Source organism: Bacteroides sp. D22 (assembly GCF_000163675.1).
In the GTDB taxonomy this organism is placed as follows: Bacteria; Bacteroidota; Bacteroidia; order Bacteroidales; family Bacteroidaceae; genus Bacteroides; species Bacteroides xylanisolvens.
The window spans coordinates 13,897-30,260 of the sequence record NZ_GG774829.1 but is presented as its reverse complement, the minus strand read 5'-3'; the positions used below and the strand labels follow the sequence as shown (position 1 = coordinate 30,260).

At 39.3% G+C, this 16,364-nt stretch carries 15 protein-coding genes; 4 read left to right on the top strand and 11 right to left on the bottom strand.

All coding sequences use genetic code 11. From position 1 onward, the window contains the following. Nucleotides 1-2: 2 nt before the first annotated feature. The 8 genes from HMPREF0106_RS01750 to tsaD form a co-directional block, all read right to left on the bottom strand. Nucleotides 3-275 (bottom strand): HU family DNA-binding protein, encoded by a 273-nt coding sequence (locus HMPREF0106_RS01750; RefSeq protein WP_004314362.1) that lies wholly within the window; start codon nt 273-275, stop codon nt 3-5. Then, nucleotides 268-1,578: a 30S ribosomal protein S12 methylthiotransferase RimO gene (gene rimO / locus HMPREF0106_RS01755; RefSeq protein WP_009041130.1), complete on the bottom strand. Its 1,311-nt coding sequence runs from the start codon at nt 1,576-1,578 to the stop codon at nt 268-270. Before rimO ends, HMPREF0106_RS01750 begins: the two co-directional genes overlap by 8 nt. Next, on the bottom strand, nt 1,575-2,534 hold the full coding sequence (gene ftsY, locus HMPREF0106_RS01760) for a signal recognition particle-docking protein FtsY (protein ID WP_009041129.1): 960 nt from the start codon (nt 2,532-2,534) through the stop codon (nt 1,575-1,577). Before ftsY ends, rimO begins: the two co-directional genes overlap by 4 nt. A gap of 138 nt (nt 2,535-2,672) precedes the next feature. After that, nucleotides 2,673-2,831: a DUF4295 domain-containing protein gene (locus HMPREF0106_RS26455; RefSeq protein ID WP_004295982.1), complete on the bottom strand. Its 159-nt coding sequence runs from the start codon at nt 2,829-2,831 to the stop codon at nt 2,673-2,675. A 17-nt stretch (nt 2,832-2,848) separates the two neighbouring features. Then, a complete protein-coding gene (gene rpmG / locus HMPREF0106_RS01765; protein WP_002560155.1) occupies nt 2,849-3,037 on the bottom strand; it encodes a 50S ribosomal protein L33 in 189 nt (62 codons plus the stop codon). A 21-nt stretch (nt 3,038-3,058) separates the two neighbouring features. Beyond that, nucleotides 3,059-3,319, bottom strand: a complete 261-nt coding sequence (rpmB, locus tag HMPREF0106_RS01770; protein WP_004314359.1) for a 50S ribosomal protein L28 — start codon at nt 3,317-3,319, stop codon at nt 3,059-3,061. 122 nt (nt 3,320-3,441) lie between these two features. Then, nucleotides 3,442-4,674 (bottom strand): competence/damage-inducible protein A, encoded by a 1,233-nt coding sequence (locus tag HMPREF0106_RS01775; protein ID WP_008775676.1) that lies wholly within the window; start codon nt 4,672-4,674, stop codon nt 3,442-3,444. A 41-nt stretch (nt 4,675-4,715) separates the two neighbouring features. Beyond that, a complete protein-coding gene (tsaD, locus tag HMPREF0106_RS01780) occupies nt 4,716-5,735 on the bottom strand; it encodes a tRNA (adenosine(37)-N6)-threonylcarbamoyltransferase complex transferase subunit TsaD (protein ID WP_004306076.1) in 1,020 nt (339 codons plus the stop codon). A 200-nt stretch (nt 5,736-5,935) separates the two neighbouring features. On the opposite strand from tsaD, the gene HMPREF0106_RS01785 reads away from it, so the two are divergent. Further along, nucleotides 5,936-10,390: a translocation/assembly module TamB gene (locus tag HMPREF0106_RS01785; protein WP_009041128.1), complete on the top strand. Its 4,455-nt coding sequence runs from the start codon at nt 5,936-5,938 to the stop codon at nt 10,388-10,390. Between the two features lie 87 nt (nt 10,391-10,477). Here HMPREF0106_RS01785 and HMPREF0106_RS01790 read toward each other — a convergent pair whose 3' ends face one another. Together HMPREF0106_RS01790 and HMPREF0106_RS01795 are read right to left on the bottom strand one after the other, a co-directional pair. Further along, a complete protein-coding gene (locus HMPREF0106_RS01790) occupies nt 10,478-11,335 on the bottom strand; it encodes a PepSY-like domain-containing protein (protein ID WP_004318250.1) in 858 nt (285 codons plus the stop codon). A 21-nt stretch (nt 11,336-11,356) separates the two neighbouring features. Beyond that, nucleotides 11,357-11,794, bottom strand: coding sequence for a PepSY-like domain-containing protein (locus HMPREF0106_RS01795; protein WP_004306079.1), 438 nt, complete (start codon nt 11,792-11,794; stop codon nt 11,357-11,359). Nucleotides 11,795-12,112: 318 nt separating this feature from the next. On the opposite strand from HMPREF0106_RS01795, the gene HMPREF0106_RS01800 reads away from it, so the two are divergent. From HMPREF0106_RS01800 to HMPREF0106_RS01810, 3 genes are read left to right on the top strand one after another with little or no spacing between them, the layout of a single operon-like run. Further along, the gene (locus tag HMPREF0106_RS01800; protein ID WP_009041127.1) at nt 12,113-13,264 is read left to right on the top strand and encodes an NEW3 domain-containing protein; all 1,152 of its coding nucleotides are present in this window, start codon (nt 12,113-12,115) and stop codon (nt 13,262-13,264) included. 3 nt (nt 13,265-13,267) lie between these two features. After that, entirely contained in the window at nt 13,268-14,011 is a 744-nt protein-coding gene (locus HMPREF0106_RS01805; RefSeq protein ID WP_004295990.1) for an ABC transporter ATP-binding protein, read from the top strand. Next, nucleotides 14,004-14,960 (top strand): ABC transporter permease, encoded by a 957-nt coding sequence (locus HMPREF0106_RS01810; RefSeq protein ID WP_004295992.1) that lies wholly within the window; start codon nt 14,004-14,006, stop codon nt 14,958-14,960. Before HMPREF0106_RS01805 ends, HMPREF0106_RS01810 begins: the two co-directional genes overlap by 8 nt. Before the next feature lie 129 nt (nt 14,961-15,089). On the opposite strand, the gene HMPREF0106_RS01815 is transcribed toward HMPREF0106_RS01810, so the two are convergent. Further along, nucleotides 15,090-16,364: a sensor histidine kinase gene (locus tag HMPREF0106_RS01815; protein ID WP_009041126.1), complete on the bottom strand. Its 1,275-nt coding sequence runs from the start codon at nt 16,362-16,364 to the stop codon at nt 15,090-15,092.

The window sequence follows — 16,364 nt, the reverse complement described above, 5'->3', positions numbered from 1 at the left end:
ATTTATTTAAACTTATCTTTCAATGTATTGCTAGGTCTATAAGATAGCACTAATTTGGGTGGAACCAACATGCGTTGTTTACTTGCCGGGTTGATTGAAATTCGTTCCGCTTTCTTTTTAACTTCAAAAGAGCCGAATCCTTGAACTGCAATCACATTACCTTCTTCCAATTCTTGTGTCATGCTGGACAACAAAGAACCTATCAATTCGGAAGTATCCTTGATTGTGTATCCCAATCTTTCCGCTAGTTCGGATGTAAATTCCTTATTATTCATAGTCATTTATAATCTTTGCATATAAATCAAAATCGTCTGCATTCGTCACTTCCACCTGATAAAACTGTCCGATCTTAAGTTCTCTCTCTGAACGCTTAACCAGCACTTCCGGATCTACTTCCGGTGAATCAAATTCTGTTCGTCCAATATAATAATCTCCTTCCAAACGGTCGATGATAATTTTCATCTGTTTACCGATTTTTTCCGCACTTAATTCTGCCGAGATACCTTGCTGGATGTCCATCAATTCATCAAGTCTGGCTTGTTTAACCTCTTGTGGAATAGAATCTTTGTATGTTTCTGCAGCATAAGTTCCCTCTTCTTCGGAATATGCGAAAGCTCCCATCCGATCGAAACGTACTTTGCGCACAAACTCTTTAAGCTCTTCGAAGTCTTCCTCGGTTTCTCCGGGATGCCCTACCATTAAAGTTGTTCGCAGGTGAATGCCTGGCACTTCTTTACGAAATTGTTCAATCAGTCGGTAAGTATCCTCTTTGCTCACTTGCCGACGCATTAATTGCAACATATTGTCACTGATATGCTGAAGAGCAATATCCATATATTTACATACATTATCGCGTTCACGCATAACTCGGAATAAATCCGTAGGGAAATGTGCCGGATAGGCATAATGCAACCGAATCCATTCCACGCCAGGGATATCGGAAATACGTTCAATCAGTTCCGGAAGCATTTGCTTCTTATACCGATCGATCCCATAATAAGTCAATTCCTGTGCGATCACCTGAAATTCTTTCACGCCTTGCGATACCAGGTATCGTACTTCGTCCAAAATTTCCTCCATCGGTTTGGAGATATGGCGTCCTGTAATAATGGGAATGGCACAATAAGAACATTTGCGGTCACACCCTTCTGAAATTTTCAGGTAAGCATAGTGTTGGGGAGTTGTCAATGTCCGTTCGATATATAACTCATCATGATAGCCCTTTCCTAAATCTTGTAAAAGCTCCTTCCAATTGAATTTGCCATAAAATTTATCTACTTGCGGTATCTCAACAGCCAATTCCTTCAGATAACGTTCGGAAAGACAACCCATCACGAAAAGTTTCTTTAAATCCCCTTCTTCCTTTCTTTCAGCAAACTCCAGAATCATATTTATGGACTCCTCTTTGGCATCACCAATAAAGCCACACGTATTGATTACTGCAATTTCTCCTTGTGGATTTTCAGTATCATGGGTTACGCTATATCCGACTTCTTCCAGTTGGCGCATTAACTGTTCGGAGTCAACCAAATTTTTAGAGCATCCTAAAGTGATAATATCTATTCTCTTTCTTTTCATGCATTCTCTCCAAACAAGGAATCAACGAATTCATTTTTACGGAATACTTGCAGGTCTTCCATACCTTCACCTAACCCGATATATTTAACAGGAATCTTGAATTGATCGGAAATACCAATCACGACACCACCTTTAGCGGTTCCGTCAAGTTTAGTGATAGCCATGGCAGTTACTTCGGTTGCCAGGGTGAATTGTTTGGCTTGTTCGAATGCATTTTGTCCGGTGGAACCGTCCAATACCAATAAAACTTCATCCGGTGCATCGGGCACGACCTTCTTCATCACATTCTTGATTTTGGTCAGCTCGTTCATCAAGCCCACCTTATTATGCAGGCGACCGGCTGTATCGATTATAACCACATCTGCGTTGTTGGCAACGGCAGAACTAAGAGTGTCATAAGCCACAGATGCAGGGTCCGCTCCCATTTTCTGTTTAACAACAGGAACCCCTACCCGTTCTCCCCAAATCATTAACTGTTCTACGGCTGCAGCGCGGAAAGTATCGGCTGCTCCCAAATAAACCGATTTGCCTGCTTTTTTGAATTGATAAGCCAGCTTGCCGATAGTTGTAGTCTTCCCTACTCCATTCACTCCCACAACCATAATTACATAAGGTTTCCTTGTGATGGGTACGTCAAAATCAGCTACATCATCCGAGTTGTTTTCGGTAAGCAAAGCTGCTATTTCGTCACGTAATATAAGATTCAGTTCTTGAGTATTCACATACTTATCAGCCGCAGCGCGTTTCTCGATGCGTTTGATAATATTTAAAGTTGTTTCTACACCTACGTCAGATGTGATCAGTACTTCTTCCAGATTATCTAATACTTCATCGTCTACTTTTGACTTACCAGCCACAGCACGAGCAATCTTACTGAATACGCTCTCTTTGGTTTTAGATAATCCTTTATCTAAAGTTTCCTTCTTCTCCTTTGAAAAAAAACTAAAAAATCCCATATTGACACTTGTTTGTATAATACATTTGCTACAAAGATATAACAAAGGATTGGAAAAGTAAAAAAAGAAGCAATAAAAAATCCCCTCATTGTTTACCAATGAGAGGATTTTGCAGTTATAGCGTATATGCTATTTCGATTATTTTTTGAAAAAGTCTTGTACTTTTTCGTTCGGAACCATTTGCTCATCAAAAACGTATGCTCCAGTTTTCGGAGATTTTACCATTTTGATAACCTTGGTATAAGCACGACCTTCTTTTGAACCTTCGTGCAAACTTGCTACTGTTTTCTTTGCCATGGGTTATACTACTTTTATTATTTAATTTCCTTGTGTACTGTTACTCTCTTCAGAATTGGGTTGTATTTTTTCAACTCAAGTCTTTCTGTAGTATTCTTTCTGTTCTTAGTTGTGATATAACGAGATGTTCCCGGCATTCCACTGTCTTTGTGTTCTGTACATTCCAGAATCACTTGTACTCTGTTACCTTTTGCTTTCTTTGCCATTGTAAGTTTTCTCCTCTACGTTTAGCCGATTACTTTAATGCTTTTCCAATCACAATAACCTTTAGCCACTGCTTCAGTCAGCGCAGCATCCAGTCCTTTTTTGTTGATAATACGCAACCCGTTAGCGCAAAGGCTAAGGCTGATCCAACAATCCTGTTCTACATAATAGAACTTTTTGTTAAACAAGTTCAAATCAAAGGTTCTTTTAGTTCTTCTCTTTGAGTGTGAAACATTGTTGCCAATCATGGCTTTCTTTCCGGTAATTTGACAAATCTTCGACATTTCTATCTTATTTTTATAGTTTTATATCTATACTTATTTCAAACAGGACGCAAAGTAAGCACTTTTATCCGTATAAAACAAGAATTTCTTAAAATAATTCACTTTCAGGCACCTATTTTTCTTTATTTGAGTAAATCACGGAGCATTAATAGGGCATTATTGCCAGCTCTTTCAATGTTCATGCTTCTTCCGCGGTTTGTTTCTTGCTTGTAAGTATGAATTTCGTTTTTATAACCAGCAGCTATCCAAACAGTTCCCACCGGCTTTTCCGGAGTACCACCTCCAGGGCCTGCTATCCCTGAAGTAGCAACAGCGCAATCTGTTTTTAATGCTTTCATCGCACCTTTTACCATTTCAATCACAGTTTCCTCACTGACAGCTCCATATTGTTCCAAAGTTTCGGAGGAAACGTGCAAAAGCCCCATTTTCACTTCATTAGAGTAGGCCACTACACTTCCATTAAAATATTCAGAACTGCCGGCGATGGAAGTCAACCGTGCGGCAATACTGCCCCCGGTACAACTTTCTGCGGTGGAAACGGTCAATTTCTTCTTTTTTAAAAGCTCACCGACTATAACCTCCAATGGTGTATCTTCTTCACTGAAAATATCTTCACCAAGTATTTCCTCTAATTTTAACTTTTCACGTTCAAGAAGAACTTTTACTTCTTCTCTGTTTTGTCCTCGTCCGGTCAGTCTAAGACGAATAATGCCAAGTTTGGGTAGATATGCCAATTTAATGCATTCCGGTAAAGCGTTCTCCCACGATTCTAACTTTTCGGCTAATACAGATTCTGGATAGTGCTGTACGAGAAATGTTTGATGCATAATAACATCCGTTTGAAACCTATCGTGCAGCTTAGGTAACACGCTTTCTGTCATCACAGCAATCATCTCTTGTGGAACGCCCGGCATGGAAACAAGTACCTTGCCATCCCTCTCGAACCAACTGACAGAAGCACTTCCCACAGGGTTATTTATTACCATACAATCTTTCGGGACCATTGCCTGGCTTTTATTGAGTGCATTCATTGGTATTTTTCCTGCCAGTACCCGCTTTACGTTTTCGAATACTTCTTCGTTGAAAACCAGTTCCGTATGGAAGTATTTACATAAAGTCTGTTTGGTAATATCGTCTTTGGTAGGTCCGAGTCCTCCGGTTACTAAAACAATATTCACCCTTTCCATCGCATTATCAATCGCTTCCATGATTTCTTCTTCCCGGTCACGGATTGAAACAATACGAAGAACCTCAATACCTATTTTATTTAATTCCTGTCCCATCCAGGCAGAATTAGTATCGACAACCTGTCCTATCAACAGTTCGTCGCCAATAGTTATTATTTCGGCAAACATACTTCTTAGTTTTTATCTTATATATAATAAGGTATACCTTATTATAACGTCACACGAGAATAAGCCGGAAGATCAATAGAACAAAAGTCCTTATCCAGATATTTGAAATATCCGGTAATGGCGATCATAGCTGCATTATCAGTTGTATAACTGAATTTAGGGATAAAAATGTTCCAGCCATATTTCTCGGCATGTTCCCGGAAAGCATTACGCAATCCATTATTTGCAGAAACTCCTCCGGCCACAGCTATTTCATTAATCTTATATTCTTTGGCGGCTTTTCGTAATTTATCCATCAGAATATCCACTACAGTAGCCTCTAATGATGCTGCAAGATCTACTTTATGGTGTTCTATGAAATCAGGATCTTCCTTTAACCAGTCGCGTAATGAATATAAAAAGGAAGTTTTCAATCCGCTGAAGCTGTAATCTAAACCAGGAATATGCGGTTTGCTGAATGTAAAAGCTTTCGGATTTCCCTGACGAGCCAGTTTATCAATGATCGGTCCGCCGGGATAACCAAGTCCCATCACTTTAGAGCATTTATCAATAGCTTCACCTGCGGCATCGTCAATAGTCTGTCCAAGAATCTCCATATCATTATAGGCTTTGACCAGTATGATTTGTGAATTTCCTCCAGATACCAGCAAACAGAGAAATGGGTAAACAGGTTGTCTCTCTTCTTCTCCTTCCGCTTTAATAAAATGAGCTAAAACATGTCCGGTCAAATGATTAACATCAATCATTGGGATGTTTAAAGAACGAGCGAATCCTTTTGCAAAGGAGACTCCAACAAGCAAAGACCCCATCAATCCCGGTCCGCGAGTGAAAGCTACCGCGCTCAACTCTTCTTTGGTGACGCCAGCACGTTTTAATGCTTCATGTACTACCGGTACGATGTTTTGTTGGTGTGCCCGTGAAGCCAACTCGGGTACTACTCCACCGTATGCTTCATGTACGGCTTGACTTGATACCACATTTGACAGCAAATAACCATCCTTGATTACGGCTGCCGACGTATCGTCACAGGAGGATTCAATTCCTAAAATTATTGCACTCATAAGTATTTAAACTATTAAACGGTGCAAAAGTAATCATAAAACTACGATTCGTAACGAACTATTTTATATTTTTGTTCGCAAAATAAAAGTTATCGCATATCAGAACGCTGAAAAAGACTGTACGCTGGGTAGTAGGTATTGTACTGGGAGTATATATCGGGACTATTGTTTTGCTGAATATACCAAACATTCAGCAAGCAATGAGTGTATTTGTAGCTGAAGAACTTTCTGAAGTTTTAAATACAAAGGTAGTGATTGGTAGAATTAATATGGGTCTATTGAACCGTATTATTATTGATGATGTATTGCTTGACGATCAGAGTGGTCAGGAAATGCTCAAAGTCACACGTTTGTCCGCCAAGTTCGATATTATGCCCTTTTTTAAAGGAAAGATATCCATTAGCAGTGTCCAGCTTTTCGGATTTAATATCAATCTCCGGAAAGAGACTCCGGATTCCCCTCCTAATTTTAAGTTTGTTTTGGATGCTTTTGCTTCCAAAGATACCGTGAAGAAAGAAAACTCCCTTGATTTGCGTATTAATTCCATCCTGATTCGTCGTGGAAGGATGTCTTATCATGTGTTGTCGGAAGAAGAAACACCGGAGAAATTTAACGCTAAGCATATTCAGCTTCAAAATATCATCGCTAATATATCGCTGAAGGCATTAAGTAAGGACTCTTTGAATTTAGGGATCAAGCGATTGAGCCTTGATGAAAAAGCATCCGGCTTCTCTTTGAAAAAAATGAGTTTGAAACTGGTTGCCAATAACAAGCAGACAAACATTGATAATTTTACAATAGAATTGCCCGAAACCTCTCTCAAGCTTGATACCATTCATTTGGAGTATGATAGTTTGAAAGCTTTTGACCGTTTTACAGAACAGGTGCATTTCTCTTTCCGTACTTTGCCATCGCAAGTTACTTTAAAAGATATTTCTCCTTTTGTCCCTATCCTCTCGCATTTCAAGGAACCGGTGACGTTGGATATGGAGGTGAAGGGAACTGTGGATCAGTTGACTTGTTCGCATCTGGAGATTACAGCCGATGACCGTCAGTTCCGTCTGCGAGGAGATGTATCGCTTCAGGACTTATCGCGTCCACAAGATGCGTATGTATATGGAACTCTTTCCGAACTTTCGGCCAATACCCGCGGAGTCGGTTTTTTAGTGCGTAATTTGAGTCCTAATTATAATGGAGTTCCTCCTCTTCTCGAACGTTTGGGCAACGTGAGTTTCCAGGGAGAAATTTCGGGATACTTCACGGACTTAGTTACTTATGGACAATTACAAACGAGTCTTGGAAATGTAAAGACCGACTTAAAATTGAGTTCTGATAAGACAAAAGGATTGTTTGCGTATTCCGGAGCTGTCAAAACAGAGGATTTTCAACTAGGTAAATTATTGGATAATGAGGAATTGGGAGAAATTACTTTCAATCTGGATGTACATGGCCGGCATATTGCTGACCACTTGCCTGCCGTAGAATTGAAAGGACTGATTGCTTCGATAGATTATAGCAGATATAGATATGAAAATATCACACTGGACGGAGAATACAAACAAGGCGGATTTAATGGAAAGATTGCGTTGGATGATCCTAATGGCTCTATTTATCTGAATGGAGACGTAAATGTTGCATCCAAAGTTCCTACTTTTAATTTTCTTGCAGTAGTCAATAAAGTACGCCCACATGATTTGAATCTTACGACCAAATATCCTGATGCAGAGTTCTCTTTAAAACTGAAAGCCAATTTTACAGGTGGATCAGTGGATGAGATGATTGGAGAAATCAATGTGGATAGCTTGGAATTTACAGCTCCGGATAAAGCATATTTCATGCAGAATATGAATATCCGGGCAACCAAACAAAATGGAGAAAATCAGCTTAGATTGACTTCCGAATTCCTGAAAGCAAGCATAGAGGGAAAATTCCAATATCACACATTGCCTGCCAGTATTCTGAATATTATGCGGAAATATGTGCCGTCTTTGATATTACCTCCCAAGAAGCCGATTGAAACCCATAATAACTTTTTGTTTGATATACATATATATAATACGGACATTTTATCTACGATATTTGATATACCGTTAACGGTATATACTCATTCTACGTTGAAGGGATATTTTAATGATGCTTTACAACGCTTGCGTATAGAGGGATATTTTCCCCGTCTGCAATATAAGAACAACTATATTGAGTCAGGTATGATTCTGTGCGAGAATCCGGCAGATCATATTCGTGCACGGGTTCGTCTGACTAATTTGAAAAAGAAAGGGGCAGTCAATCTATCTCTGGATGCACAAGCTAAAGATGACAATGTCAGTACGACTTTGGATTGGGGAAATAATGCTGCAGCAACATATAGCGGGAAATTAGCAGCTGTTGCCAAATTTCTACGTACAAGCGGAGAAAAGTCATTGTTGAAAGCGATGGTGGATGTGAAGCCTACTGATGTTATTTTAAATGATACTCTCTGGAAGATACATCCTTCGCAGGTGGTGGTCGATTCCGGACGAGTGGATGTGAATAATTTCTATTTTAGTCATCAGGATAGGTATGTACGTATTAACGGCCGGCTTTCCGAGAATCCTAAAGATACTGTAAAGGTTGATCTAAAGGATATAAATATGGGATATGTATTTGATATTGCAAGTATATCCGACGATGTAAATTTTGAGGGCGATGCAACAGGAACGGCTTATGCAAGCGGAGTGTTTAAAAAGCCTATCATGAATACCCGTTTATTTATAAAGAATTTCTCACTCAATCACGGTCGTTTAGGTGAACTGGATATATATGGTGAGTGGGATAATGAAAACAGAGGTATCCGGTTGGATGCATCCATTCAGGATATATCTCCTTCTCCATCGCGTGTCACGGGTATTATTTATCCATTAAAACCCGAGAGCGGACTTGATTTAAATATTGAAGCAAATGAATTGAATCTGAAATTCCTCGAACATTATATGAAGTCTATTGCCAATGATATTAAAGGACGGGGAACAGGAAAAGTACATTTCTATGGTAAATTTAAAGGGTTGAACCTGGATGGTGCGGTTATGACAGACGCATCCATGAATTTTGATATTTTAAACACACATTTTGCTGTAAAAGACACTATTCATCTGGCTCCTACTGGATTGACATTCAATAATATACATATCTCTGATATGGAAGGGCATTCGGGGAGAATGAATGGATATTTGCATTTCCAGCATTTTAAGAACCTAAACTATCGTTTTGAGATACAGGCAAATAATATGCTTGTGATGAACACAAAAGAATCGACAGATATGCCTTTCTATGGTACGGTATATGGTACCGGGAATGTATTGCTCTCTGGAAACGCCATACAGGGGCTCGACGTAAATGTGGCTATGACTACAAATCGAAATACTACCTTTACTTATATTAATGGTAGTGTAGCATCGGCTACTAGCAATCAGTTTATCAAATTTGTAGATAAAACACCTCGTCGTACTATTCAGGATTCTGTTCAAGTAATCTCATATTACGAACAAATACAGCAAAAACGTCAGGAGGAGGAAGAGCAGAAAACAGATATCCGTTTGAATATTCTGGTGGATGCAACTCCCGATGCCACCATGCGAATCATCATGGACCCTATTGCCGGAGATTATATCAGCGGAAAAGGTACGGGAAATATCCGGACGGAATTTTATAATAAGGGCGATGTGAAAATGTTCGGTAATTACCGGATCAATCAAGGAGTATATAAATTTAGTTTGCAGGAGGTGATCCGTAAAGACTTTATTATCAAGGATGGAAGTACAATAACGTTCAATGGTGCACCTTTGGATGCTAACATGGATATACAAGCTTCATATACAGTGAATTCTGCTTCTTTGAATGACTTGATACCGGATGCTTCGGCTATTATTCAACAACCCAATGTACGTGTAAATTGTATCATGAATCTAAGTGGTATGCTGGTGCGACCGACTATCAAACTGGGTATAGAGCTTCCGAATGAAAGAGATGAAATACAAACATTGGTGCGTAATTATATCAGTACGGAGGAGCAAATGAATATGCAGATTCTTTATTTGTTGGGTATTGGCAAGTTCTATACGGAAGATGCCCGTAATAATAATCAGAATTCGAATGTGATGTCATCAGTGCTCTCATCTACTCTCTCCGGCCAGTTGAATAATGCACTTTCACAAGTCTTTGAAACGAATAACTGGAATATCGGTACGAATTTGAGTACGGGTGATAAGGGTTGGACAGATATGGAAGTAGAAGGTATTTTGTCGGGACAATTATTGAATAACCGTTTATTGATAAACGGAAACTTCGGTTATCGGGATAATCCGATGGCTAATACTAACTTTGTAGGAGACTTTGAAGCAGAATGGCTGATTACCCGTTCGGGAGATATTCGTTTGAAGGCTTATAATGAGACAAATGACCGTTATTACACAAAAACAAACTTGACTACACAAGGTGTAGGTATCATGTATAAAAAGGATTTCAATAAATGGAGTGATCTATATTTCTGGAATAAATGGCGGTTACGCAATAAGCGGAAACGGGAAGAAGCTGAAAAGGTGAAACCGCAACAAACGGACAGCATCACTGATAAAACTGATAAATCGGCAGTGAAAAGAAAACGTGTACAGGAGCAGTAAAAAATAATAAACGATGACATATCCACCAGGAATTATGTCATCGTTTGTTGTTTGTGAGAATTATGTTTCAGAATTATGCACTTTGACCTATGAAAGGACAGTACCGTTCTCGCCTATGTTTACTACTTTATCTACATCCCCCTTCTCAAGTTCAATTCGATAATATATGCTACCATCTGCTTTTTCAATATACTCCGCTTCGTCAAAACGATATTCTCCATATTGATTATTGAGAGTATTGTTTACTGCTTCAGGCAATTCATTCTGACGTATTTCCCATGAAGTAGAATACCAATTTCCAGTCTGGTTGAACAATACATCTTTTGAGATTCCATTATGAATGATATCTACCTCTGTAAATCCAAAATCCCAATCATTTCTATCATCTTCAACGTCTACTTCCATGATTCTTGCATTCGGATACTTTTCATTGATGAAGTTTTTCATAGCTTCAGTCAATTGTACAGGAAGATGTTCGCTGTTATCATCATCAGTGTCTACAATGCTTTTAATCAGAGTTCCATCAGCAGAATAATACAAATCGACCTCCTGATTCTGCTTTTCGACTTCAATTACGAAAACAGTTTCAACGCCTGTCCGTTCCAGTTTGTCTATATCATCCCGCTTCCATGAGGCATATTCGCTGTTCTCAAAAGACATTTTTACTGCTTGTGGTAATGCATTGTAAGGAATGTCCGTTTCTGTCATTTGCCATTTACCATCTTGGGTGAACCATGCAGATGCTTCATATCCGTCATAGAAATCTGCTACATAATATCCAGACTTAGTTTCCCACTTCACATTTGCAGCATTAGGGAATTTGGATGAAAATGCACTTTGAAGTTCGGCAGGAACAGCTATTGAACCATCGTCATCGTTGTCACAACTTTGCAGACTCCATGTGACGCTTAGTGCCAGTAAAAGTGTATAAATCTTTAGTTTCATCTTTGTTCAATTTAAATAGGTTTAGAAATCAATATCAATCAAATTAAATTTCAGGTCAAACTTCAGTTCCGTACGGTTGGACAGTTTTACTTCATAATCTTTCTTATCTCTCTCAATTTTTAGAATTTTAGCATCAGGGTAATTGGTCGTTACGTATTTCTGAATAGCTGCCGGAATAATTGCTGTAGGTACAGAACTATATTTGCAGTTCACTTCTTCCCAGTTGCCTTTGTTGTCAAACTCCACTTTATCGCCATTCGTGAAAATCACTTCATAACTTTTATAAAAGAAATCACTCTCCATTTTGGCTAATGCTACTTTGCTGTCGGCAAAATGCTGTTTGATAAACTGCTGTGCCGGTTGTGGCATTTGAGTTACCTGGATTGGTTTGTCGTCATCTGCACGAGCTACTGTTTGCAAAGTGAAAAGACACACTAATAAGAATACTAACTTTTTCATAATCGTTGTTTTTTAATATTGGTTTTTACTATTATTATTAATTTGATAATGCAAAGATGAGAGGAGAATCTGAAAAGATTTGGGAATTTTGAGAATTTCCGAAAAAAAAATCGAAAAAATATAGTGACGTTATCCGGTTAACATAGCGTCACTATACATAAAGGATACCGTCACCATCCTATAGAGATAGTGTCACTATAATTTCTTCTTGAAATTAGATTCTTTAGGATTCTTTTAAAACTACTAATAGATACATCGTTTATTTTTGCACACACAAATTTGACAATATTCATATTAAACAACCATAAGAACTTTTGTATGACTATGAGAACAAATTATTTTTTATTATTAGCTATTCTATTGGGGATGATCCCTATGAGTTACACGCACGCCAATGATTCAATACCTAAGAGCGTGATTCTGTACACACCTTACACAAAAATCTCCGTATCTCCCGGAGCGTCAATTGACTACAGTATTGATCTTATCAACAACACAGACCAGTTGACGAATGCGAATCTTTCTGTCAGCGGATTGTCCTCCAGTTGGAAACACGAGATGAAATCCGGTGGCTGGAGCCTTAGCCAACTATCGGTACTTCCCAAAGAGAAAAAGACTTTCAATTTAAAAGTCGAAGTCCCATTAAAAGTGAATAAAGGTAATTATCACTTTGTGGTATATGCCGGAAACGCCAAACTTCCATTGGATGTAGTGGTTGCTCAAAAAGGAACATACCAGACTGAATTTACTACCGACCAACCCAACATGCAGGGAAATTCCAAATCAACCTTCACTTTCAGTGCCACTTTAAAGAATCAGACTGCCGACCAGCAGCTATATGCTTTGATGGCTAATGCACCCAGAGGTTGGAATGTAGTTTTTAAACCTAACTATAAGCAAGCCACTTCTGCACAAGTGGAAGCCAACAGCACTCAAAATGTAAGTATAGATATTACTCCTCCTGCCAATGTAGAAGCCGGCAGTTACAAAATTCCGGTACGCGCCGCTACAGGTACCACTTCTGCCGAATTGGAACTGGAAGTGGTTGTTACCGGCTCTTATCAAATGGAACTGACTACTCCCCGTGGGTTATTGAGTACAGATGTCACAGCAGGTGATATAAAGAAAATAGAACTGGAAGTCAGAAATACAGGTTCTTCATTACTGAAAGATATTCAGCTGTCTGCTAATAAACCTGCTGACTGGGAAGTAACTTTCGAACCTTCAAAAATCGATGCACTAAAAGCCGGAGAGACATCAACGGTTATGGCTACTTTGAAAGCTTCTAAAAAAGCATTGCCAGGCGACTATGTGACTACCATCATGGCAAAAACTCCTGAAGTAAATGCCGATGCGCAGTTCAGAGTTGCAGTAAAAACTCCGATGATATGGGGATGGGTAGGCGTTCTTATCATTATTGCCACCATCGGCGTGGTTTACTATCTGTTCCGTAAATATGGAAGGAGGTAAATTATGGGCGAACAAGTGATCGTACTTACCGATTTGACCAAACAATACGGTAATTTCACTGCTGTAGATCATATTCGCCTGAATATCCGGAAAGGAGAAATCTTCGGATTACTGGGACCGAATGGTGCTGGAAAATCAACTACTATCTTAATGATGTTGGGATTGACAGAGCCTACTTCGGGAACAGTTGAAATTTGTGGAATCAATTCTACTACACACCCCATTGAAGTAAAAAGGAAAATTGGGTATTTGCCAGAAGATGTAGGATTCTATGATGATATGACAGGACCGGAGAATTTGATCTATACAGCGCGATTAAATGGTATTTCTGATAAAGAGGCAAAAACCAAGGCTATGGAACTGATGAAGCGGGTAGGCCTTGAAGATCAGTTAGCCAAAAAGACAGGGAAATACTCTCGTGGTATGAGACAGCGGTTGGGATTGGCTGATGTACTTATTAAAAATCCGGAGATTATTATTCTCGATGAGCCGACTTCAGGGATTGACCCTGCAGGTGTTCAGGAATTTATCGAACTGATTCGCTGGTTGAGTAAAGAAGAAGGACTGACAGTGCTTTTCTCTTCCCATCATCTGGATCAGGTACAGAAAGTGTGCGACCGGGTAGGTTTGTTCAGTAATGGCCAATTACTTGCTTTGATTGATATGGCAGAATTGAAAGATAAGAAGCAGGAATTGTCTGATATTTATAACCATTATTTTGAGGAAGGAGGAGAAAGACATGAATAAAGTCAATCATCCTTTTTGGGTTATCGTCAACAAGGAAATTTCCGATCATGTCAAAAGTTGGCGTTTTATTATACTAATAGGTATTATAGCACTTACCTGTATGGGGTCGCTATATACAGCACTCACCAATATTAGTGAAGCCATCAAACCTAATGATCCGGACGGTTCGTTTCTTTTCTTGAAGTTGTTTACGGTTTCAGATGGGACTCTCCCCTCTTTTGTGCTGTTTATTAACTTCTTAGGTCCCCTATTGGGAATCGCTTTGGGATTTGATGCAGTCAATTCCGAACAAAATAAAGGAACATTGAGCCGTATGCTGTCCCAGCCTATTCATCGCGATTGCATTATCAATGCGAAGTTTGTGGCTGCTTTGATTGTGATAGGTATCATGTTGTTTGTATTGGGCTTTCTGGTGATGGGATGTGGGCTGATTGCTATTGGTATTCCTCCTACGGCAGAAGAGTTTTGGAGAATTGTTTTCTTCATCATTACCAGTATCTTTTATGTAGCATTCTGGTTGAATCTGGCTATTCTGTTCTCACTCCGTTTCCGTCAGGCAGCGACTTCTGCCTTAGCATCTGTGGCTGTTTGGCTGTTTTTTAGTGTATTCTATACCATGATTGTTAATTTGGTGGCAAAAGGGTTGAGTCCGTCACAGATGGCATCACCTTATCAGATTATCAGTTATCAGAAGTTTATTCTAGGGTTGATGCGTTTGGCACCGAGTGAACTGTTTAATGAAGCTACCACCACACTATTGATGCCTTCTGTCAGAAGTTTGGGGCCATTGACTATGGAACAGGTACAGGGAGCTATCCCTAGTCCGCTCCCATTGGGACAAAGTCTTTTAGTTGTATGGCCACAGTTGACCGGATTGATTGCGGCAACGGTTATTTGCTTCGCTATTTCTTATATCATGTTTATGAGGAGAGAAATACGATCCCGATAACCTGCTCACTATAAAAGACGCAGAGGACACGGAGAAACAGGTGAATGGATATACCTGACAAATTGGTTTTATGATAACCGACAGGTCGTTCACTTAAAATCCGTGTCCTCTGTGTTTTTCAGATGAATCTTATGATTGGGAAATCTCGAAGCAATGTTCATTCTGCTCGAAGTAATATTTTATATTCAGATGTTGCAAACGACAGATGGAATCGGCTATAGCTAATCCCAGCCCTGTAGATCCTTCTTTTTTGCTACCCTGATAGAAACGTTCGAAGATATGTTCCTTGTTCAGCGGATGTTCCACTCCCGAATTTCGGAAAGTAATACCGTTCTTAGTAACGGTGATTCGGATATGTCCTCCATCAATATTATGTACAAATGCATTTTTCAGGAGGTTAGTGAGCAAAGCAACAGCCAGGGATTCGTTCATTGTCACCTTGAAAACGCCTTGTTCATCTATCGTGACTTCTATGTTGCGATAATCATAAACTTCTTCGTAATCTTGCAGATATTGTTTGAGAAGTACATTGAGTTCCAATTCTTTGGCATCCGTAAACTGACCATTATCAATCTTGGAAAGCAATAATAGGGATTTGTTTAATTTAGTGATGTATTCTAAAGTCTGATGCGTTTTCATCAGTTCTTCCAGTTGTTTTTCTGATAGCGAATCATCTTCCATCAACATTTCCAATCGATTACGGCAGATAGCAAGTGGAGTTTGTATCTCGTGTGAAGCATTTCCGATAAACTGTTTTTGTTGTTCGAACATCTGCTCCGTACGTTCCACATAACGAATGGCAGCCTCATTTAATTTCCGGAATTCCGTGATTTGAGTATCGTTACTCAAAGGTTTATTTCTTTTTCCTGTTTGATAACCGTCCAGCCAGTGTAGAAGTACATAGAGCGGTCGCATATTCCGGTAAAATACCCATACGGAAATGATAATAATGCAGAATAATAAAGCTACATATAAAAATATAATCCACACCTGGATGGCATCTCTCAAATCGTCTTTTTCAATGCTGGGAGTTGATACTGTCAGCTCGTGGTATCGTCCTTCATCATCTTTAAAGATAGTAGTAAGAATACGTGCCGGCTCGGTCTCTCCTTTTTCTTCAATGTATACCATAGAGTCTTTATACTGAATATCCTCCCGGCTTTCCGCATACTCTTTGCTTACTTCCATCATATAATATTGATTGTTGGAGCCATTGGTTTTAGAAGGTAGCTCCTCTCCTGCCAATGCCCGGATAATGATGGTTTCCGAATAATCTTCCAAAGCATCATCCACTTCATCGTTGACTTCATCGATCATCGTAACATAAAAGAAGATAGCCCAGACCGTCAGTATAAGGGTCAGAGCAAGAGTAATACGAAGAATGATGTAATATATTAATTTCAT

What these genes read in the sequence shown, in the direction of transcription:
- HMPREF0106_RS01750 (WP_004314362.1), bottom strand. Translation starts at nt 275, where the DNA reads ATGAATAATAAGGAATTTACATCCGAACTAGCGGAAAGATTGGGATAC.
- rimO (WP_009041130.1), bottom strand. Translation starts at nt 1,578, where the DNA reads ATGAAAAGAAAGAGAATAGATATTATCACTTTAGGATGCTCTAAAAAT.
- ftsY (WP_009041129.1), bottom strand. Translation starts at nt 2,534, where the DNA reads ATGGGATTTTTTAGTTTTTTTTCAAAGGAGAAGAAGGAAACTTTAGAT.
- HMPREF0106_RS26455 (WP_004295982.1), bottom strand. Translation starts at nt 2,831, where the DNA reads ATGGCAAAGAAAACAGTAGCAAGTTTGCACGAAGGTTCAAAAGAAGGT.
- rpmG (WP_002560155.1), bottom strand. Translation starts at nt 3,037, where the DNA reads ATGGCAAAGAAAGCAAAAGGTAACAGAGTACAAGTGATTCTGGAATGT.
- rpmB (WP_004314359.1), bottom strand. Translation starts at nt 3,319, where the DNA reads ATGTCGAAGATTTGTCAAATTACCGGAAAGAAAGCCATGATTGGCAAC.
- HMPREF0106_RS01775 (WP_008775676.1), bottom strand. Translation starts at nt 4,674, where the DNA reads ATGTTTGCCGAAATAATAACTATTGGCGACGAACTGTTGATAGGACAG.
- tsaD (WP_004306076.1), bottom strand. Translation starts at nt 5,735, where the DNA reads ATGAGTGCAATAATTTTAGGAATTGAATCCTCCTGTGACGATACGTCG.
- HMPREF0106_RS01785 (WP_009041128.1), top strand. Translation starts at nt 5,936, where the DNA reads ATGAGTGTATTTGTAGCTGAAGAACTTTCTGAAGTTTTAAATACAAAG.
- HMPREF0106_RS01790 (WP_004318250.1), bottom strand. Translation starts at nt 11,335, where the DNA reads ATGAAACTAAAGATTTATACACTTTTACTGGCACTAAGCGTCACATGG.
- HMPREF0106_RS01795 (WP_004306079.1), bottom strand. Translation starts at nt 11,794, where the DNA reads ATGAAAAAGTTAGTATTCTTATTAGTGTGTCTTTTCACTTTGCAAACA.
- HMPREF0106_RS01800 (WP_009041127.1), top strand. Translation starts at nt 12,113, where the DNA reads ATGACTATGAGAACAAATTATTTTTTATTATTAGCTATTCTATTGGGG.
- HMPREF0106_RS01805 (WP_004295990.1), top strand. Translation starts at nt 13,268, where the DNA reads ATGGGCGAACAAGTGATCGTACTTACCGATTTGACCAAACAATACGGT.
- HMPREF0106_RS01810 (WP_004295992.1), top strand. Translation starts at nt 14,004, where the DNA reads ATGAATAAAGTCAATCATCCTTTTTGGGTTATCGTCAACAAGGAAATT.
- HMPREF0106_RS01815 (WP_009041126.1), bottom strand. Translation starts at nt 16,364, where the DNA reads ATGAAATTAATATATTACATCATTCTTCGTATTACTCTTGCTCTGACC.